19 protein-coding genes are annotated in these 20,317 nt (G+C 72.9%); 12 read left to right on the top strand and 7 right to left on the bottom strand.

From position 1 onward, the window contains the following. Nucleotides 1-225 precede the first annotated feature (225 nt). Complete coding sequence (locus ACZ64A_RS33195) at nucleotides 226-792, top strand: hemerythrin domain-containing protein (RefSeq protein WP_469815640.1); 567 nt, start codon at nucleotides 226-228, stop codon at nucleotides 790-792. A gap of 127 nt (nucleotides 793-919) precedes the next feature. Here the strand turns inward: ACZ64A_RS33195 and ACZ64A_RS33190 are convergent, their stop codons facing one another. Continuing rightward, the gene (locus ACZ64A_RS33190) at nucleotides 920-1,873 is read right to left on the bottom strand and encodes a glycosyltransferase family 9 protein (RefSeq protein WP_469815639.1); all 954 of its coding nucleotides are present in this window, start codon (nucleotides 1,871-1,873) and stop codon (nucleotides 920-922) included. Further along, nucleotides 1,870-2,850, bottom strand: a complete 981-nt coding sequence (locus ACZ64A_RS33185) for an NAD-dependent epimerase/dehydratase family protein (RefSeq protein ID WP_469815638.1) — start codon at nucleotides 2,848-2,850, stop codon at nucleotides 1,870-1,872. The genes ACZ64A_RS33190 and ACZ64A_RS33185 overlap by 4 nt, the downstream gene beginning before the upstream one ends. Nucleotides 2,851-3,492: 642 nt before the next feature. On the opposite strand from ACZ64A_RS33185, the gene ACZ64A_RS33180 reads away from it, so the two are divergent. Beyond that, entirely contained in the window at nucleotides 3,493-4,839 is a 1,347-nt protein-coding gene (locus ACZ64A_RS33180) for an MFS transporter (RefSeq protein WP_469815664.1), read from the top strand. A gap of 363 nt (nucleotides 4,840-5,202) precedes the next feature. Here ACZ64A_RS33180 and ACZ64A_RS33175 read toward each other — a convergent pair whose 3' ends face one another. Next, a complete protein-coding gene (locus ACZ64A_RS33175) occupies nucleotides 5,203-5,712 on the bottom strand; it encodes a hypothetical protein (protein WP_469815637.1) in 510 nt (169 codons plus the stop codon). A gap of 173 nt (nucleotides 5,713-5,885) precedes the next feature. After that, a complete protein-coding gene (locus tag ACZ64A_RS33170; RefSeq protein ID WP_361632579.1) occupies nucleotides 5,886-6,122 on the bottom strand; it encodes a hypothetical protein in 237 nt (78 codons plus the stop codon). A gap of 219 nt (nucleotides 6,123-6,341) precedes the next feature. Between ACZ64A_RS33170 and ACZ64A_RS33165 the strand changes: the two genes are divergently transcribed. The 4 genes from ACZ64A_RS33165 (at nucleotide 6,342) to ACZ64A_RS33150 (ending at nucleotide 10,322) form a co-directional block, all read left to right on the top strand. Beyond that, nucleotides 6,342-6,965 (top strand): L-threonylcarbamoyladenylate synthase, encoded by a 624-nt coding sequence (locus ACZ64A_RS33165; RefSeq protein ID WP_469815636.1) that lies wholly within the window; start codon nucleotides 6,342-6,344, stop codon nucleotides 6,963-6,965. Nucleotides 6,966-7,060: 95 nt separating this feature from the next. Further along, nucleotides 7,061-7,825: a dienelactone hydrolase family protein gene (locus ACZ64A_RS33160; protein ID WP_469815635.1), complete on the top strand. Its 765-nt coding sequence runs from the start codon at nucleotides 7,061-7,063 to the stop codon at nucleotides 7,823-7,825. Between the two features lie 157 nt (nucleotides 7,826-7,982). Beyond that, entirely contained in the window at nucleotides 7,983-9,182 is a 1,200-nt protein-coding gene (locus ACZ64A_RS33155) for a glycoside hydrolase family 64 protein (RefSeq protein WP_469815634.1), read from the top strand. A gap of 111 nt (nucleotides 9,183-9,293) precedes the next feature. Further along, nucleotides 9,294-10,322: an LLM class flavin-dependent oxidoreductase gene (locus ACZ64A_RS33150; RefSeq protein WP_469815633.1), complete on the top strand. Its 1,029-nt coding sequence runs from the start codon at nucleotides 9,294-9,296 to the stop codon at nucleotides 10,320-10,322. A gap of 1 nt (nucleotide 10,323) precedes the next feature. Here the strand turns inward: ACZ64A_RS33150 and ACZ64A_RS33145 are convergent, their stop codons facing one another. Next, the gene (locus ACZ64A_RS33145; protein ID WP_469815632.1) at nucleotides 10,324-11,298 is read right to left on the bottom strand and encodes a TauD/TfdA dioxygenase family protein; all 975 of its coding nucleotides are present in this window, start codon (nucleotides 11,296-11,298) and stop codon (nucleotides 10,324-10,326) included. Between the two features lie 130 nt (nucleotides 11,299-11,428). Then, nucleotides 11,429-12,973: a glycoside hydrolase family 32 protein gene (locus ACZ64A_RS33140; protein ID WP_469815631.1), complete on the bottom strand. Its 1,545-nt coding sequence runs from the start codon at nucleotides 12,971-12,973 to the stop codon at nucleotides 11,429-11,431. Between the two features lie 162 nt (nucleotides 12,974-13,135). Here ACZ64A_RS33140 and ACZ64A_RS33135 point away from each other — a divergent pair, with 162 nt between their 5' ends. The 4 genes from ACZ64A_RS33135 to ACZ64A_RS33120 are packed head-to-tail and all read left to right on the top strand — an operon-like array spanning nucleotide 13,136 to nucleotide 17,740. Then, a complete protein-coding gene (locus ACZ64A_RS33135) occupies nucleotides 13,136-14,545 on the top strand; it encodes an extracellular solute-binding protein (RefSeq protein WP_469815630.1) in 1,410 nt (469 codons plus the stop codon). Next, nucleotides 14,542-15,495 (top strand): carbohydrate ABC transporter permease, encoded by a 954-nt coding sequence (locus ACZ64A_RS33130; protein WP_469815629.1) that lies wholly within the window; start codon nucleotides 14,542-14,544, stop codon nucleotides 15,493-15,495. The genes ACZ64A_RS33135 and ACZ64A_RS33130 overlap by 4 nt, the downstream gene beginning before the upstream one ends. A gap of 14 nt (nucleotides 15,496-15,509) precedes the next feature. Continuing rightward, the gene (locus ACZ64A_RS33125; RefSeq protein ID WP_469815628.1) at nucleotides 15,510-16,364 is read left to right on the top strand and encodes a carbohydrate ABC transporter permease; all 855 of its coding nucleotides are present in this window, start codon (nucleotides 15,510-15,512) and stop codon (nucleotides 16,362-16,364) included. Further along, nucleotides 16,361-17,740, top strand: coding sequence for a glycoside hydrolase family 32 protein (locus ACZ64A_RS33120; protein ID WP_469815627.1), 1,380 nt, complete (start codon nucleotides 16,361-16,363; stop codon nucleotides 17,738-17,740). Before ACZ64A_RS33125 ends, ACZ64A_RS33120 begins: the two co-directional genes overlap by 4 nt. On the opposite strand, the gene ACZ64A_RS33115 is transcribed toward ACZ64A_RS33120, so the two are convergent. Continuing rightward, on the bottom strand, nucleotides 17,703-18,764 hold the full coding sequence (locus tag ACZ64A_RS33115) for a LacI family DNA-binding transcriptional regulator (protein ID WP_469815663.1): 1,062 nt from the start codon (nucleotides 18,762-18,764) through the stop codon (nucleotides 17,703-17,705). The two genes, ACZ64A_RS33120 and ACZ64A_RS33115, sit on opposite strands and share 38 nt — an antisense overlap. 97 nt (nucleotides 18,765-18,861) lie before the next feature. On the opposite strand from ACZ64A_RS33115, the gene ACZ64A_RS33110 reads away from it, so the two are divergent. Both ACZ64A_RS33110 and ACZ64A_RS33105 read left to right on the top strand, forming a co-directional pair. Then, complete coding sequence (locus tag ACZ64A_RS33110; RefSeq protein ID WP_469815626.1) at nucleotides 18,862-19,695, top strand: aldo/keto reductase; 834 nt, start codon at nucleotides 18,862-18,864, stop codon at nucleotides 19,693-19,695. Between the two features lie 45 nt (nucleotides 19,696-19,740). Next, nucleotides 19,741-20,313, top strand: coding sequence for a DNA polymerase ligase N-terminal domain-containing protein (locus ACZ64A_RS33105; protein WP_469815625.1), 573 nt, complete (start codon nucleotides 19,741-19,743; stop codon nucleotides 20,311-20,313). Nucleotides 20,314-20,317: the final 4 nt, after the last annotated feature.

The raw sequence follows: 20,317 nt of genomic DNA, 5'->3' as shown, positions 1-20,317 counted from the left end.
GCATGGGACGTGCGGCGGTCATTCTCCGGGCGTACGGCCGTCGGCGCACTCGACGGAATGTCCCGCAGCGCCCCCTCCCCGCACGCCGCTGTGTCCAATGGACGCACCCGCGGCGCGCCGTGTCACCGGCCGCTGCGGGGCGTTAGCCGCCGGGGGTGACGGGGCACTCGTGGCGCACGGCGGATCCGGCCCGGACCGCCGTGCCCTGCCCGGAGGTGAAAGAACATGGCTGGCCATGGAGGCAACGTCATCGACGAGCTGGTGACCGATCACCGCGAAGTCGAGGGGATGTTCGGCCAGATCGAGGCGCTGCCGCCCGGCAGCAAGGACCGCAAGCTCCTCGCCGACAAGGTGACGATGGAATTGGTGCGGCACTCGGTGGCGGAAGAGGCCTACCTCTACCCGGCCGTGCGCGAGCACGTGCCCGGCGGTGACGCCATCGCCGACAAGGAGCTCGAGGACCACGCCGGGGCCGAGCAGATCATGAAGGATCTGGAGGGCTGCGACGCCGACGACCCCGAGTTCGACCGGCTCATCGGCATGCTGATGAGCGAGATCCGCTCGCACGTGGCCGACGAGGAGGGCAACCTCTTCCCCAAGCTGCGCGCCGCGTGCCCCCCGGAGGCGCTGGACCAGCTCGGCGACAAGGTGCGCCAGGCGAAGAAGACGGCTCCGACCCGTCCGCACCCCATGGCGCCGGACAAGCCGCCGGCCAACAAGATGCTGGCGCCCGGCGCGGGCCTGGTGGACCGGATCCGCGACGCACTGTCCGGCCGCGGCAAGCACGCCTGACGCCGCATCTGACGTTGCAACGTCGTAGCAGGAAGGGCCCGCCGCTTCGGGGACGGCGGGCCCTTCCTGCTACGTCCCCGCTACATCGTGGGGGCTACATCGTGGGGGCTACATGGTGGGGGGCTCCTCACCCCGCCCCCGTCAGCAGCCGCCGCACGGCCTGGACCACGTCCGCGGGCGTGGCCTCACGCTCGGCTCCGGCGCAGGTGTCGTCCCCGAAGAGGACCGCGGGCACCCTGTACGGCGCCCGGTCCCCCACCGGTGCCGCCTTCGAGGGCAGCGTGACGACGGGCGTGCCCACGGCCGCCGCCAGGTGCGCGGTGTCCGCGTCCCCGGCGACGACGCAGTCGGCGTTGCGCAGCACTCCGCCGAGCGTGCGCGGCGAGGTCCGCCCGCCCAGGTCGACGGCGGTGTCACCGGCGACCGGCCGGGTGGCGGCGGCCTCCTGAGGGGTGCCGGTCACGGCGACCCGGTGCCCGGCGTCCGCGAGGAGGGCTGCGGTCCGCGCACAGCGCTCGGTCCCCCACTCGGGGGACCGCGCCGCGGCGCCGGGGTGCAGCACCACGTACGGACCGTTGCCCCCGGTGAGCTGTGCGGTGTCCGGCGCGGGCACGACCCGCAGCCGGCCGTCGTCGCCCCTCCGGGGCCGGAACCCCATGGCGGCCGCCGTGTCGAGGGCCGCCTCGGCCTCGTGGCGGCCGGGCTCGCGCCGGTGGCAGACGTCGAGGACGCCGGCGGGCTCGTCCCCGTCGGCCCCGATCCGGGCCGCACCGCGCACCGAGCGCAGCAGCCGGGCGACGGGCAGCGGACTGTGCCCGGGCGGAGTGAGGACCACCGCCGTGTCGTACGCCGTCGCCCGCAACCGCCGCAGCAGTTCCTCGCCGCGGTCCCCCGCGCCTTCCGGTGCGGCCGGTTCCCATACGACGAGGTCGCCCACGTGCGGCAGCAGCCGTGCCGCCGCCGCGCCGGCGCGGGTGCACAGCATGGTGACGTCACCGCTGCGTGCGGCCACCGCGCGCACGGCCGGCCCCGTGAGCAGGACGCCGTCGAATCCGTCGAGCCGTACGACGAGCGCCGTCACGACAGCCACCCGCTGCCGCCGGCGCCCACGATCACGGGAGTGGGCGCGGGCCGCGCGGCGGCCAGGGTGCGTTCCAGGCCCTCCTGCCAGGGGACCTGGGGCCGCCAGCCGAAGAGTTCGCGTGCGAATCCGGTGTCCGGCCGGTGCGGAGCGGGCGTACCGGCCGTGCCGTCCGCGAACTCCAGCGGCGCTCCGGAGCCGGTCAGCTCGATCACCCGGCGGGCCAGCTCCCCGATCGGCACCTGCTCCTCGCCGCCGATGTCGACAGGCCGTACCGAACGGCCGGCGGCCACCCGCAGCAGGCCGTCCACGGCGTCGTCGACGTAGCACAGCGCCACGGTCCGGCTGCTATCACCAGTGACGGTGACCGGCTCGCCGTGCTCGGCCTGGGCGAGCAGCCGGGAGAGCGGGCGGTCGTCGTCGGGGCGCATACGCGGACCGTAGGTGTCGAAGATCCGCACGATCCCGGCGTTGCTGCCGAGGGCCCCCGCATGGGCAGCGACCAGCGCCTCGGAGAAGCGCTTGGTCTCGGCGTAGGCGCCGCACGGGTCGACCGGGTCGGCGTAGGCATGTCCGTCGCCGGTGGACGGGGCGCCCGGGGCGCCCCCGGCGAGCTCGCAGGCCTCGCATGCGGAGGCGAGCAGGAAGCGGGCCCCGTCCCGGTCGGCCACGGCGAGCGCGTGACGGGTACCGAGGCTGCCGGCGTCCAGCGTCTCCAGCGGGCGGCGCCGGCAGTCGGCGGGCGAGGCGGGCCCGGCCAGGTGCAGTACCAGGTCGTAAGGACCGGTGAGGACGTCGAGGCACGCGGGGTCGGCCACGTCCAGCTCGAGGAAGCGGAAACCGGGGCGGTCGGCCAGGGGGGCGACATTCTCCGGCCGGCCCGTCGACAGATCGTCGAGACAGTCGACTTCGACCCCTGAATCCAGCAGGCGCGTGACCAGGTGCGAGCCGAGGAATCCGGCCCCGCCCGTAACCATGGCCCGGCGCCACGGTGGCGGAGGGCCGAGCGTGGGTGCCGACGTCATGAGAAGGACTCTCCTTCCCTGGTGGTGCGTGCTCCTCTGCTGAGGGCCGCTCCCGGGTGCCCCTGCGAGTCGATTTCATGCTCTGACGTCTGATGCGGAGGGGGTGGGTGGGGTCTGGTGGGATCTGGTGGGTAGTCGTGGGCTCCGGGGGGGTCAGATGTGGTCCGGGGAGGGCGTCATGGGGTGACGGGCGCCACGCCTGCCGGGGGCCGCGACGGGACGGTTCGATCTCTGTGAGCAAACCCACTCGCACGATAAGCGGTGCGGTTTCGGGGGGTGTTGAGGGCTACGACATGGTCAACGAGCGGATCATGGCCAGTACTCGGCACCCCCTTCTGTCACGATGGTCGGCGCCGTGATCCGGCATCCGAACGACCGAGCAGCGCAGCCGGCGTTCCCCGTGACCGCCGACGTGCCCCTCCAGGGCCCCGACTCGTCTTCGAGTGCCGCACTGTGTCTTCCTCGCCTGACTCCACCCTGCCCAGTCCTGCCGCCACCGCCGCCGGGGCGCGTCCCCGCGGGTCCCGCTTGTCCCGCCGGTCGAGCGTGTCCCGCGGGTCGCGCTCGCCCTGGCGCGCGCTGCGTCACCGCGGCATGCGCTGGTGGTCGCTGGCGAACTTCGTCTCCAACGCCGGCACCTGGATGCAGCTCACCGTGCAGAACCTGCTGGTCCTGCAGATCACCGGGTCCGCCGCCGCGACCGGACTTTCGATGTCGGTACAGGCCGCTCCCGCGCTGTTCATGAGCCTTCTGGGCGGCGCGGCCGTGGACCGCTGGCCCCGGAAGCTGACCGCCACCGTCAGCCAGGCGCTGCTCGGCGCCGTCGCCTTCGTCACGGCGCTGCTCGTGGCGCTGGACCGGCTGGACATGACCTCGCTGATGATCCTCGCCGCCGTCACGGGCATCGTCGCCACGGTCGACGGGCCGGCCTGCGCTCTCCTCGGCAACGACCTCGTACCCGTGGAGGACCTACCCTCCGCGATCGGCGTGGGCGCCCTCGTGCACAACGCCGGCCGGCTCACCGGCGCGGCCCTGGCGGGCGTCACCGTCGGGTTCCTCGGGACGGCCGCGGCGTACGCCGGGAACGGGATGTCGTTCCTGTTCGTCGCCGCTGTGATCCCCTTCCTGCGGCCCGCACCCGGGGCGCCGGGGCGGGGCGACGGTGCCGCGCGGCTCGCTGCGGTGCCGCGCCGCGGGCAGCGGGGGCAGCGCGGGGAGGTGCGGCAGGGCCGGGGGCGGCGGCAGGGCCGGGAGCGGCAGCAGGGCCGCGAGTGGCAGCAGGGCGGGCAGGACATGACCGTGCGGGAGGGGCTCGCCTTCTTCGCCCGCCGGCCCCGGCTGCTGGCGCTGGCCGGGATCACCGGGATCAGCGCGGTCTTCGGCCGCAACTACCAGCTGACGCTCGCCGTCCTCGTCACCGGTCCCCTCGCGGGCGGCGCGGCTTCCTTCGGCACCGTCTCCACGGTGCTCGCCGTCGGCGGCATGCTCGGCGCGGTCCTCGGGGCGCGGCTGCACCGGCCGTCGGTGCGGCTGGTGGGCATGCTGGCCGCCGCGGGCGGGCTGCTGCAGGTGGTCGCCGGGCTGTCGCCGTCGCTGGCGGTGCTGCTGGTGATGGTGCTGCCGATGGCCGTGGTGGAGTCCGTGTCCGACACCGCGGGCACGGCCGTGCTCCAGACGGACCCGCCGGCCCATCTGCGCGGCCGGGTGCTGGGTGTGTGGGGCAGCATCGGCACGGTGTGGGGTCTCGGTGGCCCGCCGGCACTCGGTCTGCTCATGGAGTGGGCGGGCGCGCGCGGCGCGCTCGTCGCGGGTGGGCTGGTCATCGCCGGGACGATCGGTGCGGGGCTGTTGCTGCGTGACCGTCGTGCGGCCACGCCGGTGGCCGTTCGGCCGCCGGAGGGTGACCTGACGGGGCGGGAGGCTCTGAGTACGGCGGCTTGACGGGTGCGTTGTGCCTGCGGCGCCGGGTTGTTTTTCGGGTGCGGGTGCGTTGTGCCTGCGGCGCGGGGTTGTGTTTTGTCTGCGGGTGCGTTGTGGCTGGGCGCGCCGTTCCCAGCGCCCCTTTTGTGCCTGCGGCGGCCCGTCACCGTCCGGTGGGGGCTGGTGTCGCGCCTGCGGCCGGTGGTCAAGGCGGGGCCGGGGTGGGGGTGTCCGTCCTCGGTCCGGCCCGCCGTTTCCGACGAGGGCGCCGTTGGTCGGTGCCGGACGCTGCGGGCGGACACCCCCCACCCCGGCCCCTCACCGCCGCGGGCGGCTGCACCAACGCCGTGGCGGGGCGGTGCGGCGGCTGCTTGGTGGGCCTGGTCAGGCGATGAGGGTCTGTCCCGGGCGGAGGAGGTTCAGCAAGGGGGCGTGGTGCAGTTCGGCCACGGGGGCGAGCAGGTCCGGGTGGCGCAGGAGGGCGGCCGCGCGGCGGTCGCCGTCGTCGGGGGTGACCAGGCGGCGGAACTGCACCGGCAGGCCGTTCGCGTGGTCGCCCTCCATGAGCGCGGCAACCGCCAGCGCGGCCAGTTCCTCGTCCACGAGCAGGCAGGCCGCCCAGCTGGCGACGACCTCGTCGACCCAGCTGCGCCAGGCGTCCTCCTCGCCGTCCGCGCCGGTGATCCAGTCGAGCCTGCCGGAACCACCGGGCCCGGCCATTCCCACCAGGGCGGCGTCCATCAGCGTCGGGTAGCGCAGCCAGGCGGCTACCGTCACGGCCTGCCGGGCCTGGACCTCGGCCAGGGCGGAGGAGAGCGCGCCGCCGCACGCCGGGTAGGCGGTGGTCAGCCAGTGGGAGGTCGCCGCGATGAGCGGGGAGAGGTCTGCGTGCACTGCGGGGCCGTCCGAAGCCGCTGGGAGAAGGGGAACGGACAAAACGGTAGCCCCTGCCCCCGTCGTCCCGGTCCCCGTCGACGGCGTGGTTTCGACCACACCCGGCCGGAAGCGGACGCCACCGGTACCCGGAATGGTCCGCTCTTCCGGAGGGCCCCTCTTCGTCCGCCGGTTCAGCTGCCGCTCAGCCGCGCACGCAGCAGCTCCTTGCCCAGCTCGGCGCCCTTGCGGCTGTCCGCCTGGGCCTTGCGGAACAGGTCGGCGACCTCGGTGTCCTTCTCGCGCTCGGCGTCCTGGATGTAGTTCTCCAGCCGGAGCGCGTTGCTCAGGCACGCCTCGACGTACCAGATCAGGTTGTAGTCCTTGTCCTGCGTGCCGGTGACGCCGCCGGTCTCCGTGTTGCTGGTCATGCGGGCACCCTCCGTCCGATTCAGCGGTTGCCGTCTGTGCGCGGGGCGGGTACCCGGGCGCCATTACCCCACACGTCGCCCCGGCGGTGCGTGGCTGACAACCGGGGTTCGGTCAGATCCTGTTGGAGGTCGCCGCGGCGGGTGCCTGCGTCGCCCGTCGTCGAGGCGCCGGGCAGGCCGTGGTCGGCGGTGCGGGCGTCGGGGGCATAAGCTCGGCGGATGGCGAAGTACTTCGACGTGCACCCCGACAACCCCCAGCCGCGCACCATCGCCCAGGTCGCCGCGAGCATCCGGAACGACGACGCGCTCGTCGCGTACCCGACGGACTCCTGTTACGCGCTGGGCTGCCGGCTCGGCAGCCGTGACGGCATGGAGCGGATCCGTTCCATCCGGCAGCTCGACGACCGGCACCACTTCACTCTGGTGTGCCAGGACTTCGCGCAGCTCGGCCAGTTCGTGCGGGTGGACAACGACGTCTTCCGGGCGGTCAAGGCCTCGACTCCCGGTAGTTACACCTTCATCCTCCCGGCGACCAGGGAGGTGCCGCGCATGCTGCAGCACCCCAAGAAGAAGACGGTCGGTGTGCGCATCCCCGACCACACCGTCACCCAGGCGCTGGTCGCCGAGCTCGGGGAGCCGCTGGTGTCGAGCACCCTGCTGCTGCCCGGCGAGGAGGAGCCGATGACGCAGGGGTGGGAGATCAAGGACCGTCTCGACCACGTGCTGGACGCGGTGCTCGACTCCGGTGAGTGCGGGACGGAGCCGACCACCGTCGTCGACTTCTCCGGAGGCGAGGCCGAGATCGTACGGCGCGGTGCCGGGGACGTCAGTCGCTTCGAGTAGGAGGCACGGGCGGGAAAGTCCGTGGTGTGTGCAACGATGTGGGGGTTCCGGTCCTCCGGAGCCAGGACCCGCCGACCGTGATGAGGGACCGCACCATGACCTCCGTCCAGGGAACCGACGTCGGGATCCCGACCCCCGACGGCACCGCCGACGCCTACCTGGCCCGCCCCGCCGACGGGCGGCCCCGTCCGGCCGTCCTGCTCTACCAGGACGCCTTCGGGCTGCGCCCGCATCTGAAGGCCATGGCCGACCGGATCGCCGGCGCCGGCTACACCGTGCTGGTGCCGAACGTCTTCTACCGGCACGGGCGCGCGCCGGTCGTGGAGCTGCCCGAGTTCATCGACCCGGCCGCGCGTCCGGAGATGTGGCAGAAGCTGCGCCCGGTCATGCAGTCGCTGACCGCCGAGCGCTCGACGCGGGACGCCGGCGCCTACCTGGAGTGGCTCGCCGGATCGCCGTACACGGCCGAAGGGCCCGTGGCGATCACCGGTTACTGCATGGGCGCGCGGCTCGCGCTGCGCACGGCCGGGGCGTATCCGGACCGGGTCGCCGCGGCGGCCGGCTTCCACGGCGGGCGGCTCGCGACCGACGCCCCGGACAGCCCCCACCTGGTGGCGGACCGGGTGAAGGCGGAGCTGTACTTCGGGCACGCCGACCAGGACCCGTCCATGGGCCCCGAGCAGATGCGGCGGCTGGAGGACGCGCTCACCGCGGCGGGCGTCCGGCACCGTTGCGAGGTCTACCCGGGCGCGCCCCACGGATACACCCAGGCGGACACCGCCGCGTACCAGGAAGAGGGTGCGCAGCGGCACTGGGTCGCGCTGTTCGGCCTTCTTCAGCGCACGTTCGGCGAGCGGTGATCCCGGCGGGACGCCCGTGGCCGTAGCGCCGCGGGCGTCCTTCTTGTGTGCGGGTTGTTGACATGAGCGCGTCTCGACGCAACTCTGAGAGCGCTCTCAGATCGGTCCGGACCAAGTCCGCGGCCGCAACTCCCCCCACACCGTACGGAGGTGCAGCGTGCTCGCACGCCTGAAGCACCGGGTCCTCGCCGCGACGGCGGCAGCAGCCCTGATCGGTGGTGTCGTCGCCGTGCAGGCGCCGTCGACGGCGCACGCCTCGGTGCCGGACACGATCCCGCTCACACTGAAGAACAACTCCGGCCGCCCGGAGTCCGTGTACGTCTACACCCTGGGCACGCTGCTGACGACCGGTCAGCAGGGCTGGGCGGACGCCGGCGGCGCCTTCCACCCGTGGCCGGCCGGCGGTGTCCCGCCCGTGCCCGCGCCGGACGCGTCGATCCCGGGGCCGGCCGCCGGGCAGTCGAAGACGATCCGCATTCCGAAGCTGTCCGGCCGGATCTACTTCTCCTACGGCCGCAAGCTGGACTTCCGGCTGGCGACCGGCGGTCTGGTGCAGCCGGCGGTGCAGAACCCGAGCGACCCCAACCGGGACATCCTCTTCAACTGGTCCGAGTACACGCTGAACGACGGCGGTCTGTGGCTCAACAGCACCCAGGTGGACATGTTCTCCGCGCCGTACGCCGTCGGGGTGCAGCGGTCCGACGGCAGCACGGTGAGCACCGGGCACCTCAAGGCGGGCGGGTACCGGGCCGTGTTCGACGCGCTGCGGGCCCAGCCGGGCGGCTGGGGCAAGCTGATCCAGACCCGGTCCGACGGTACGGCGCTGCGGGCGCTGTCCCCGGGGCACGGGCTGGAGAGCGGGGCGCTTCCGGCGTCCGTGATGGACGACTACATCGACCGGGTCTGGCAGAAGTACGCCGCCTCCACGCTGACCGTGACGCCGTTCGCCGACCAGCCCGGCAAGAAGTTCTACGGCCGGGTCTCCGGCGGCGTCATGAACTTCACGGACGGCACGGGCGCGGTCGTCACGTCGTTCGCCAAGCCGGACGCGGACAGTGTCTTCGGCTGCCACAAGCTGCTCGACGCCCCCAACGACGCGGTGCGCGGGCCGATCTCGCGCACACTGTGCGCGGGCTTCAACCGCACCACGCTGCTGACCAACCCCAGCCAGCCGGACACCTCGGCCGCCGGTTTCTACCAGGACCCGGTGACCAACCACTACGCCCGGATCATCCACGACCGCATGGCCGACGGCACGGCGTACGCCTTCGCCTTCGACGACGTGGGGCACCACGAGTCACTGGTGCAGGACGGCGCTCCGCGGCAGGCGTATCTGACCCTGGATCCGCTGGACTGACCCGGCTCGCGTCCGGTCCCGCGCAACCGTTCATACCGTCGCAATGTCCGGATCGTAGGATCGGCGCGAGATCGTGGACGGCACGGAGGTGCCCGGACGACGGAGGTGCCCGTGCCACCCGCCGCACGCCCCCTGCGCAAGCTCGGCTTTCTGACGATCGGCCTGTTCGACGAGGCCGATCCCGGCCCCGGCCACGCGTCGACGCTGGAACTGATCGAGCTCGGTGAACGGCTCGGGTTCGACAGCGCCTGGGTGCGCCACCGGCATCTGCAGTACGGCATCTCGTCGCCGGTCGCCGTGCTGGCGGCGGCCTCGCAGCGCACCCGGCGCATCGAGCTGGGCACCGCGGTGATCCCGCTGGGCTGGGAGAACCCGTTGCGGCTGGCGGAGGACCTGGCGACGGTGGACGTCCTGTCCGGTGGCCGTCTCAACCCGGGCGTCAGCGTGGGGCCGCCGATCCACTACGACCAGGTCAAGGACGCCCTGTACCCGGACAGCGCCGAGGCCGAGGACTTCGGTTACGGGCGGCTGGAGCGGCTGCTGGACGCGGTGCGGGGCAAGCCGGTCACGGACTTCAGCGGGCGGGAGGGCATCGAGACCTTCTCGGACCGGGTCCAGCCGTACTCCCCCGGCCTCGCCGGCCGGTTCTGGTACGGCGGCGGCAGCCTGCGGTCGGCGCGGTGGGCCGGCGAGCACGGGATGAACCTGCTCACCAGCAGCGTCGTCAAGGCCGAGGACCGGGACGGTCCATGGGACTTCGCGCGGATCCAGCGCGATCTGATCCGCGCCTTCCGGGCCGCCCATCCGGACGGCGAGGCCGCGCGGGTCTCGCAGGGGCTGGTCGTCGTCCCGACGGACTCCGCCACACCCGAGCAGCGCGCCCGGTACGAGGCGTACGCGGCGGCGCGCCTGCCGCGGACGGCGTCCCCGCAGGGGCCCGGGCGGCTGCTGTTCGCTCCCGACCTGGTCGGCACCTCCGAGGAGATCGCCGCGCGCCTGCACGCCGACCCGGCGTTCCGTGAAGTGGACGAGGTGGCGTTCGCGCTGCCGTTCACCTTCGGGCACGAGGACTACGTGCAGATCCTCACCGACACGGCGACCAGGCTCGGACCGGCGCTGGGGTGGCGGCCCGCGGCCTGACCTACCAGCGGCCGGGCGCGCTCCCGGTGATCGCCTGCGAGGGCCGGCCGTCGACCCCGGTGGGCACGTCCCCGGCGAGCATCACCCGGTGCATGATCCGCGGGTGGCCGACGTGGGCGTGGTCGGCGGGCGCGAGGTGGACGGTGGCCCGGTTGTCCCAGAAGGCGACGGTGCCCGGCTCCCAGCGCAGACGCACCGTGTACTCGGGGCGGACCGCCTGCTCCAGGAGCATGTCGAGGACCGCACGGCTCTCGTGGCGGGAGAGCCCGGTGATCTGCTCGACGTAGTAGCCGTTGACGAAGAGGATCCGCTCGCCCGTCTCCGGGTGGACCCGCACCAGCGGATGCTCGGTCGCGGTCTGGTGGTCGAGCAGGTGGCGGACGTAGGCGTCGTCGCCGGGCCGTGGCTGGTAGCCGACGCCGAGGCGGTGCTCGGCCCGCAGCCCGTCCACGAAGTCCCGCACGGGCGCGGACAGTCCGGCGTAGGCGGCGGCCAGGTTGGACCAGGTGGTGTCGCCGCCGTAGGGCGGTACCGTCTCGGCGCGCAGGATCGTCGCGGCCGGCGGGTCGACGCGGGCGCCGTGGTCGCAGTGCCAGCCGCGCAGCAGGGTGTGGCGGCGCCGCCGTAGCCACTCGTCGTGTTCCATGCCGAACCGTCCGCCCAGTTCCAGCCGGTCGGCGGTGGTCTCGATCTCGGGTACGCCGGCCGGGGAGGCGCTGCCCCGCCTGGGGAGCACGACCGGATCCCCGAACCGGCGCGCGAAGGCGACATGGGCGGCGTGGTCGAGGTGCTGCCCGCGGAAGAACACCACCTTCCAGCGCAGTACGGCCGCGCGGATCGCCGCGATGGCCGCCTCGTCCAGTTGCCCGGCCAGATCGACCCCGCCGATCTCGGCCCCGATGTACCCGGCGACCGGCCGCACCTCCAGACCGGACACCGGCGTCGTCCCGTCCGTCCCAGGGCTGTCGGTCGTCATGCGCTCTCCGGTGATCGTGGGCGTTCACGTCAGACAAGATCGTGACAGGGAACGCCCACGGGGGCGAGAGCGCGGCCGAGGGATCCGGCCGGGGCCGCCGGGTGCGCGACCGCACGGCCGGACGTCGGCCTCACACCGTGAACTCCCGGATGACCACGTTGCGGAACACCGCGGGGCCGTCGATCGTGAACAGGGCCAGGCCCGAGTCGATGAGGTACGGGAAGACGGAGGACGAGTGGACGAAGCGGCCGTCGTCGATGAACATCTCCACGCTCGTGCGGTCCACCAGGATGCGCAGCCGCACCGAGCGCGCCGCCGGGTCGAAGGGGCTGTGGCTCTCCTGCCAGCGGGCCGAGGCGTCGGGGTTCACGGTGGGGCGGCGGTTGAGGAAGGCGTAGTCGCCGTAGATCCCGGCGTCGATGTGGCGGACGCCGTCGGGTGAGCGGCGCAGTTGCAGTCCGGCGCCGGTGAGCCGGTCCCAGGTGATCTCGCAGCTGATCTCGTAGGAGGTGCCCCGGTAGTCCAGGAGCCGGGTGCCGTCGACGGGCACATCGCCTAGCCGCACCGTGCGGGAGACGTACCCGTCGAGCGCCGGCACCGGGCGTGAGGCCAGGTGGTAGCCGCCCGTCGCGCCGCGCACCAGGCGGATCTCGCGGACGATCGAGTCCGTGCCGTTGAAGCCGTCGCAGTCGATGGTGGGGGTGGTGTGGGCGTAGTCCCAGTTGTTCAGCCAGCCCAGGGCGTAGCGCGTCCGCTCGTCGAGGGTGCCGTGGGCGTCGCGTTTGTCGAAGGTGACGGCCGCGTACCAGTCCCAGCCGTGGTCGAGCCACTGCGGTTCGGTCGTGTCGGGGGTGAAGCGCGTGCCGTCGAAGGCTCCCGTCCAGTAGGCGTACGTGTTCGGCAGGCCCGCGCCCTTGCCGTTGGCGCTCGCGCCCAGGACCCACTTGGGGGTGCCGTCGTCGGCGGTGATGCGGAACAGGTCGGGGCACTCCAGCACGCCGATGCCGTCGTGCGCGAAGGAGCCGGCCGGGGTCCAGCCGCGCAGGTCGGGTGAGTGGTAGAAGCCCAGCTTGTCGCCCTGGGCGAGGGCCATCACCCACCGGCCGCGCTCCTCGTCGCGGATCACCTTCGGGTCGCGGAAGTCTCGTACACCGGGGTTCGGCAGGACGGGCGCGGTGCCGTGCGGGGTGAAGGTGCGGCCGCCGTCGGTCGAGAAGTACAGGAACTGCGCCTGGGACGTCGGGCCGTCGTCGGGCGACATGGTCACCAGGACGACGACGGCGCCCTTGCCGAAGCCCGCCGTGCCGTCGGTGTCCACGACCGCGGACCCGGACCAGACGTCGCCGTTGGGGGTGGTGTCCTTGGGAACGGCGATGCCGCGGTCGGTGAAGGAGACCAGGTCGGAGCTGGTGGCCAGGCGCCAGGCGGTGCCGACGGCGCCGGTCGTGTAGTCCGCGTTGTACAGGTAGTAGTACCGGTACTCGCCGTCGATCCAGACCGGGCGCTGCGGGTCGTTCTTCCACTGGTCGGGGACGGTGAGGTGGTAGCGGGCGCGGTAGCTCGCGCAGCCCGCCGCCGGCTTCGGACGTGCCGCCGCGGGTGCGGCCGGCAGGAGCGCCACGGTCGCCCCCGCGGCCGAGCCGGCGAACAGGGCCCTTCGGGACATCCCACGCATCACTCTTCGAATCCTCTCGTCGGGAAAACGGCGGCTCATGTGGACCAGGACTGTAGACCTAACTCGTTAAAGGTCAAGGCGTGCAACAGTCTTGACAGCGGCGCGGCCCGGTTCCCATCATCTGGGGCATCACTGCTCGACTAACACGAGTTAGGCCCCTCGATGACCGACCCGTACCTTCCACGCCGCACCCTGCTGCGGTACGGCGCCTACGGCACGGCCGCCGCTGCCGTCGCCGGTACCGCCGCGAGCTGGGACCGGCTCACCGGAGCCGACATCCCCGGCCGCGACGACGGCTCCCTCGTCGTGGCGACCCTCGGCTCCGCCTTCTCCCCGGACGGCGTGCGCACCCTGCTGGACGGCTTCCGCAGGCTGCACCCCGGCATCAAGGTCCGCATCAACGCCGTACAGGCCGTGGACTGGTCGGACTTCTTCGCCAAGATCCTCACCCAGATCGCCGCGGGCACCGCCCCCGACCTGGTCTACGTGGCCACCGAGGGCGTGCAGTTGTTCGCGCAGCGGCTCGGCGTGGCGCTGGACAGGTGGGTGAAGCGGGACGCGGCCGAGCTGCGCGAGTACTTCGCCGACGTCCACCCCTCACTGGTCGAGTCGATGATGTACGAGGGGAGCCTGTACCAGCTGCCGGTCGAGTTCAACGCCGCCGACATGTACCTCAGCACGCAGGTGCTGCGGCGGGCCGGCGCGGACTTCCCGGACCCCGACTGGACCCGGGACGACTTCACCGCGCTGCTGCGCCGGATGAAGCAGGCCAGCGACTCCCACTTCACCCCGTACTTCTGGACCAACCGGCTCTGGGGCGGGGTGGTGCCGTGGCTGTTCGCGAACGGCACCAACCTGCTGGCCGAGTCCAAAGCACCGGGCGGTGACTGGCTGTGGAACGCCTTCTACCCGGCCGGGCAGCGGCGCGGGCGCGGCGGCGGCTTCCGCTGGACCACCCCGCAGGCCACGTCCGACCTGGTCGAGGAGACGTACGACTACCTCGCCTCCCTGGTACGCGACGGGCTGTGCAGCCGCCCCGAGGGCGGCAACGGGCAGAACCTCATCGGTGTGTTCTCCACCGGCCGGGTCGGTGTCACGCCCGCGGGCGGCTTCTGGGCGGGCGGCCTGCATCTGGCCGGGGTGCCACGGGACGGCTTCGACACGCAGTACTTCCCGCGCTGGCGCACCCACCGCATGCAGTACGGCGCGGCCGGCTACGCCATGCTGCGCACCTCCAAGCGGCAGGACGAGGCGTGGGAGTTCATCAAGTACTCCGCCCGCCGCGACACCCTGACCGAGCTGTTCAGCACCAACCAGACGACCCCGGCCCGCCGTTCGATGCTGACGGCCGACCGCTACCGGGAGACCGGCCCGGCGCACTGGCGGGTCTTCTACGACACCCTCGACCGGTTCCCCGGCACCGGGCCGATCCCGGCGCCCCCGCAGGTGGCCGAGGTGGAGCAGGTGCTGCTCAAGCACACCGGCACCGCCCTGTCCGCCCCGCGCGCGGTGCGCCCGGCGCTGCGCCGGATGCAGGGCGACCTCGAGAAGGCCATGGAGCGTGCCGTATGACGAACACTCAGGTCCCGCCGGCCCGCACCGCCCGCCCGGCAGCGCCGTCCGTCGCCCCGGGCCGGCCGGGCCCGCGCGAGCGCGGCACACGGCTGCTGGCCACTCTGTTCCTCGCGCCCACGATCGTCGGCATCGTCGTCTTCACGGTCGTGCCGATCGCCGGCTCGGTGGTGCTGAGCCTGTTCCACTGGAACGTCATCGACTCCCCCGGCTTCGCGGGACTCGCCAACTACCGGGAGGTGTTCGGCGACTCCACCGTGCTGGTCTCCTTCCGCAACACGCTGGTGTTCATGGTGCTGGCCGTCGCCCTGCAACTGCTGATCGCGCTGGTGCTGGCGATCGTGGTGAACGGCCGGATGCCGATGTGGCTGCGCTCGGTGTTCCGCTCGGCGTTCTTCTTCCCCCTGGTGCTGTCGGCGGCGTCGATCTCGGTGGTGATGAAGTACCTGTTCAACCAGGACTTCGGCGTCGTGAACTGGGCGCTCGGCCTGATCGGGATCACCCCGGTGCCGTGGCTGACGTCGGAGCACGCGGCGATGGCGGCGGTGATCCTGGTCTACGTCTGGCAGCAGTTCGGGTTCTCGTTCCTGCTGTTCGTGGGCGGCCTGAACAACATCCCGAAGGAGGTCCACGAGGCGGCCTCCCTCGACGGGGCGACCGGCCTGCGCAAGCACCTCGCCATCACGCTGCCGCTGCTGTCGCCGACGCTGCTGGTCGCGTCCGTGGTGGGCATCATCAACGCCCTCCAGGTCTTCGAGCAGCCGTACGTGCTGACGAACGGCGGGCCCGGCGACTCCACCCGCACCGTGGTGATGGTCATCTACGAGACCGCGTTCGAGCAGTTGCGATTCGGTGAGGCGTCCGCGGTCGGCGTGCTGCTGTTCGTGCTGATCATGGCGGTCACCGCCCTCCAGTTCCGGCTCAGCCGGCGTTTCGTCCACTACCAGTGAGCCCGGTGAGCGACATGAGCCAAGCGATCCCTGCCCTGAGCCGTACCCGCACCTCCCTCGCCCCGTGGGCGCGCATCGCCGGTCTGACGGTGTGTGCGCTGCTGACGCTCGGCCCGGTGATATGGACCCTGTCCACCTCGCTGCGCACCCCCGCCGAGTCCTTCGACCTGCCGCCGCGGATCATCCCGGCGCACCCCACGACCGAGGCGTACCGCGGGGTGTTCGACCAGATCGACGTGTGGCTGCTGGCGCTGAACTCCACCCTGGTGACGGCGCTGATCGCGGTCGGCCAGATGATCACCGCGGGCCTGGCGGGCTACGCCTTCGCTCGTCTGGAGTTCCGCTTCAAGAAGCCCCTGTTCGGCCTCGTCCTGGCGACGATGATGGTGCCGTTGCAGGTGACGATCGTGCCGGTCTTCCTGGTGCTGAAGTCGATGGGTCTGACCGACACCCTGCTCGGCCTGATCGTGCCGGCCTTCCCGACCGCGTTCGGGACCTTCCTGATGCGCCAGTACTTCCTCGGTATGCCGAAGGACCTCGGAGAGGCGGCGATGCTGGACGGCGCGGGACCGTGGCGGACCTTCCGCTCCGTCTACGCGCCGCTGGCCGCGCCCGGCCTCGCCATCGTCGGCGTCCTCGCCTTCAACTACCACTGGAACGAGTTCTTCCGGCCGCTGATCCTGGAGACCTCCAGCCAGAACTACACGCTGCCGCTGGGCCTGGTCTCCCTCCAGGGCAACCTCGGCACCGGCTCGATCTCCGTCGTCCTCGCCGGAGTCGTGCTGTCCATGATCCCGGCCGTCGCCGTGTTCCTCGTCGGCCAGCGCCCTCTCCGTGAGGGCATCACCTCCGCAGGAGTCAACCGTTGAGCCTCGCCCACGCCCCGCGCTTCCGGGTCCGCCCGCCCGCCCACTGGGTCAACGACCCGAACGGTCCCTTCTTCTGGCGCGGCCGGTACCACCTCTTCTACCAGCACAACCCCGAGGCTCCGGTGCACGGCGACATCCACTGGGGGCACGCCTCCAGCCCCGACCTCGCCCACTGGACGCACCACCCGATCGCGCTGGCCCCCACTCCCGGCGGCCCCGACGAGGCGGGCTGCTGGTCGGGGTGCCTGGTCGACGACGACGGCGTGCCGACCGCCGTGTACACCGGGATCGATCACGGGCACACCGGCCTCGGTGCCGTCTGCCTGGCCCGCGCCGCCGACCCCGGCGACCCCGCGCTGACCGAGTGGAAGGCGCTGCCGGAGCCCGTGCTGGCGGGCCCGCCCGAGGGCCTGGACGTGGTGATGTTCCGCGACCCGTTCGTCTTCCGCCACGCGGGCCACCGCTGGGCGCTGGTCGGCGCGGGCCATGCCGACGGCACTCCCTCGGTCCTGCTGTACGACTGCGACGACCTGACGGCGTGGCGGTTCGCCGGGGTGCTGCTGGACGGCAACGACCCGGTCGCGGCGGACGCGTTCGGCGACAGGGCGGTGGGCTGGGAGTGCCCGCAGCTCGCCCGCACGCCGGACGGCACCTGGGTCCTGGTGCTGTCGCTGTGGGACGGCGACCCCTGCACCACCGGCTGGTCGACCGGCCGGCTGGTGGACGACGGCGAGGGCGGCCTGCGTTTCGAGGCCCGCGCGGGCGGCCGCCTCGACCACGGCCGCGACTTCTACGCACCCGCCGTGCTCCAGGAGCCGGACCGCGCCCTGATGTGGGGCTGGTCGTGGGAGGCACGGGATGCGGCCGAGGTGGAGCGCGCGGGCTGGGCCGGCGTGCTCACCGCACCCCGGGTCCTCGACGTGGCCGAGGACGGCTCCCTGTGCCTCTCCCCCGCCCCGGAGCTGGCCGCCCTGCGCGCCCCCGAGCCGTTCGTGACGGCTCCCGGCCGCGCTGCGCTGCCGCAGGCGTACGACCTGGAGGTCACCGCGAGCGCGCCGGTCACCGTGTCGCTGCTGCGCTCGGGGTCCGGTGCGGAGCTCACCGTCCGGCTGGACCCCGGCGAGGGCACCGTCACCCTGGACCGCTCCGCCTGGCCCCGCGCGGGCGGGGAGGGCTCGGCACCCCTCGTGCTGCGGACCCCGGGGCGGGCGGTCCGTGTGCTGGTCGACGGCTCCTTGCTGGAGCTGTTCGCCGACGACCGCGCCATGGTCACCGAGCGCGTCTACCGCCGGCCCGGCGATGTGCCCGAGCTGGTCGTCACCGGGGAAGCGGCGAGCGTCACCGGATGGGCGCTGGTCCCACCGACGCACGGCTGACCAGTGGGCACGCGATCCGCCGCACCGTCGCGGCCGGGGTGCGGCCCGTGTCGATCGCGTCCAGCAGCAGCACGGCGGCGGCCTCGCCCATCTCCCGGTGCGGCAGGGCGACGCTCGTCAGCGCGGGGGTGAGGAAGGCGGCCATGTGCTCCTGGTCGTCGTAGCCGACGACGGACAGGTCGGCGGGGACGTCGATCCCGAGCCGGGTCGCGGCGTGCAGGATGCCCGCCGCGACCCGGTCGTTGTAGGCGAAGATCCCGGTGGGGCGGCGGTCGGCGGGGACACCCTCGAGCAGCCGCACGGCGCCCTCGTAGCCGCCGGCGATCTCCCCGCCGGTGCGCACCACCCACTCCTTGGGGACCGTGACGCCCTCGGCGCGCAGCGTGTCGCGGAAGCCGCGCAGCCGCTCGACGGAGGCGATGTCGTCGAGGCCGCCGATGTGCGCGAGGCGCCGGTGGCCCTCATCGAGCAGCAGCCGGGCCGCGGTGCGGCCGCCGGCGCGTTCGGCGGGGATGACGGCGGGCAGGGAGTCGTCCTCGGGCAGGCAGTTGGCCAGCACCGAGTGGGTGCGGTGCAGCCCCTCGGGGACGCGGACGCGGCGCAGCGACATCGCCGCGTAGATGATCCCGTCCACGCGCCGGTCGAGCAGTTCGGCGACGGCCGCGTCCTCCTTGGCCGGGTCCCCGCCGGAGTCCACGGTGAGCACCAGGTGCTCACGGCCCCACGCGGTCTCCATGGCGCCGCGCAGCAGCCGCCCGGCGAACGGCGAGGACGCGATCTCGTCGGTGACCAGCCCGATCACGGCCGTACGGCGGCGGCGCAGGCCGCGGGCGACGGGGTCGGGCCGGTAGCCGAGCTGGGCGGCGGCCTGCCGGATGCGTTCCTGGGTGGCGGGCGAGAGGTTGCCCTCGGCGCGGCCGTTGAAGACGAAGGAGACCGCGGTGTGGGACACCCCGGCGAGCCGTGCCACGTCGCGTGACGTGGGACGCGTGCCCGCGGTGCGCTGTTCCTCGGTGCCGCCCATGCCGTCCGCTGCCCTCATCCCCACCCGGTCCGGTTGATCACTGCTCACCCTATCCGTGACGCTGGGAGGACGACACAGCCGAGGGAAGGGCCGACCCGTGAGCGACATCCCGACGTACACCCTCAACGACGGCATGGTGATCCCGGCCCTCGGGCTCGGCACCTGGCCGATGGACGACGCGCTGGCCGAACAGGCCGTGCGCGGCGCACTCGCCCTGGGCTACCGGCTGGTGGACACGGCGGCGAACTACGGCAACGAGACCGGCGTGGGCCGGGGCATCGCGGGCGGCGACGTACCCCGCGAGGACGTCGTGGTGACGACGAAGCTGCCGGGCCGCCACCACGGGTACGAGGAGACCCTCGCCTCGTTCGAGGAGTCCCGCCGGCGCCTCGGCCTGGACCGGGTGGACCTCTATCTGATCCACTGGCCGCTCCCCCGCGTCGACAAGTACGTCGACTCCTGGCGGGCGATGATCAAGCTGCGGGAGGACGGCCTGGTCCGCTCGATCGGCGTCTCCAACTTCACCCCGGAGCACATCGCACGCCTGCACCGGGAGACCGGTGTCCTGCCCAGCGTGAACCAGATCGAGCTGCACCCCCTCTTCCCGCAACCCGGGCTGCGGGCCTTCCACGCGCAGCGGAACATCGTCACCGAGAGCTGGAGCCCGCTCGGCAGGGGCAGCCATCTCCTGGACGACCCGAGGGTCGCGGACATCGCCCGGAAGTACGGCGTCTCGCCCGGGCAGGTCGTGCTGCGCTGGCACGTCCAGCTCGGCGCGCTGCCGATCCCCAAGACCGCCGACCACGAGCGACAGCGCGACAACCTGGACGTCTTCGGCTTCGAGCTGGACGCCGAGGAGATGGAGGCCGTGGGGCACCACCACAGCCCGCGCCGGCTCGGCGGCGACCCGCTGACCCACGAGGAGTTCTGAGCCGCCGCGCGGGGTACCCGTCGCTCCCGTCGGAAGGAGCAACCCGTGGAGCGCTTGCGGGAGTATCACGCCAAACGGGACTTCGCCCGTACCGCGGAGCCCCGGGGCCGTACCACGGCCGCGGGCGACGAGCCCCGGTTCGTGGTGCAGATCCACGACGCGCGCCGGATGCACTTCGACTTCCGGCTCCAGGTCGGGGACGTACTGAAGTCCTGGTCGGTGCCGAAGGGGCCGTCCGGCGATCCGCACGACAAGCGGCTGGCGGTGCCCACCGAGGACCACCCGCTGGAGTACGAGGACTTCGAGGGTGTGATCCCGAAGGGCGAGTACGGCGGCGGCACGGTGATCGTGTGGGACGCCGGGACGTACGAACCGCTGAGCCACGACCGCCGCGGCCGTCCCGTCGACTTCGCGGAGTCGCTGGAGCGCGGGCACGCCACCTTCCGGCTGAAGGGGAGCAAGCTGCGCGGCGAGTACGCGCTCACCCGGTTCCGGGACGGCGACTGGCTGCTGGTCAAGGCCGGACACAGGGCACCCGGCCGCGGCACACCGGACCCGCGCCGGGCCCGCTCGGTCCGCACGGGCCGGACGCTGGCTCAGGTCGCCGCGGACGGGTGAGCCG

Source organism: Streptomyces sp. NPDC104814 (assembly GCF_055583185.1).
The sequence above is the reverse complement of the archived record's forward strand: the minus strand, read 5'-3'. Positions and strand labels throughout refer to the sequence as shown.

Bases quoted from the DNA above. Each gene is read 5' to 3' on its own strand.
- ACZ64A_RS33195 (WP_469815640.1), top strand. From the start codon at position 226: ATGGCTGGCCATGGAGGCAACGTCATCGACGAGCTGGTGACCGATCAC.
- ACZ64A_RS33185 (WP_469815638.1), bottom strand. From the start codon at position 2,850: ATGGTTACGGGCGGGGCCGGATTCCTCGGCTCGCACCTGGTCACGCGC.
- ACZ64A_RS33180 (WP_469815664.1), top strand. From the start codon at position 3,493: ATGCGCTGGTGGTCGCTGGCGAACTTCGTCTCCAACGCCGGCACCTGG.
- ACZ64A_RS33170 (WP_361632579.1), bottom strand. From the start codon at position 6,122: ATGACCAGCAACACGGAGACCGGCGGCGTCACCGGCACGCAGGACAAG.
- ACZ64A_RS33165 (WP_469815636.1), top strand. From the start codon at position 6,342: ATGGCGAAGTACTTCGACGTGCACCCCGACAACCCCCAGCCGCGCACC.
- ACZ64A_RS33160 (WP_469815635.1), top strand. From the start codon at position 7,061: ATGACCTCCGTCCAGGGAACCGACGTCGGGATCCCGACCCCCGACGGC.
- ACZ64A_RS33145 (WP_469815632.1), bottom strand. From the start codon at position 11,298: ATGACGACCGACAGCCCTGGGACGGACGGGACGACGCCGGTGTCCGGT.
- ACZ64A_RS33140 (WP_469815631.1), bottom strand. From the start codon at position 12,973: ATGCGTGGGATGTCCCGAAGGGCCCTGTTCGCCGGCTCGGCCGCGGGG.
- ACZ64A_RS33135 (WP_469815630.1), top strand. From the start codon at position 13,136: ATGACCGACCCGTACCTTCCACGCCGCACCCTGCTGCGGTACGGCGCC.
- ACZ64A_RS33130 (WP_469815629.1), top strand. From the start codon at position 14,542: ATGACGAACACTCAGGTCCCGCCGGCCCGCACCGCCCGCCCGGCAGCG.
- ACZ64A_RS33125 (WP_469815628.1), top strand. From the start codon at position 15,510: ATGAGCCAAGCGATCCCTGCCCTGAGCCGTACCCGCACCTCCCTCGCC.
- ACZ64A_RS33115 (WP_469815663.1), bottom strand. From the start codon at position 18,764: ATGGGCGGCACCGAGGAACAGCGCACCGCGGGCACGCGTCCCACGTCA.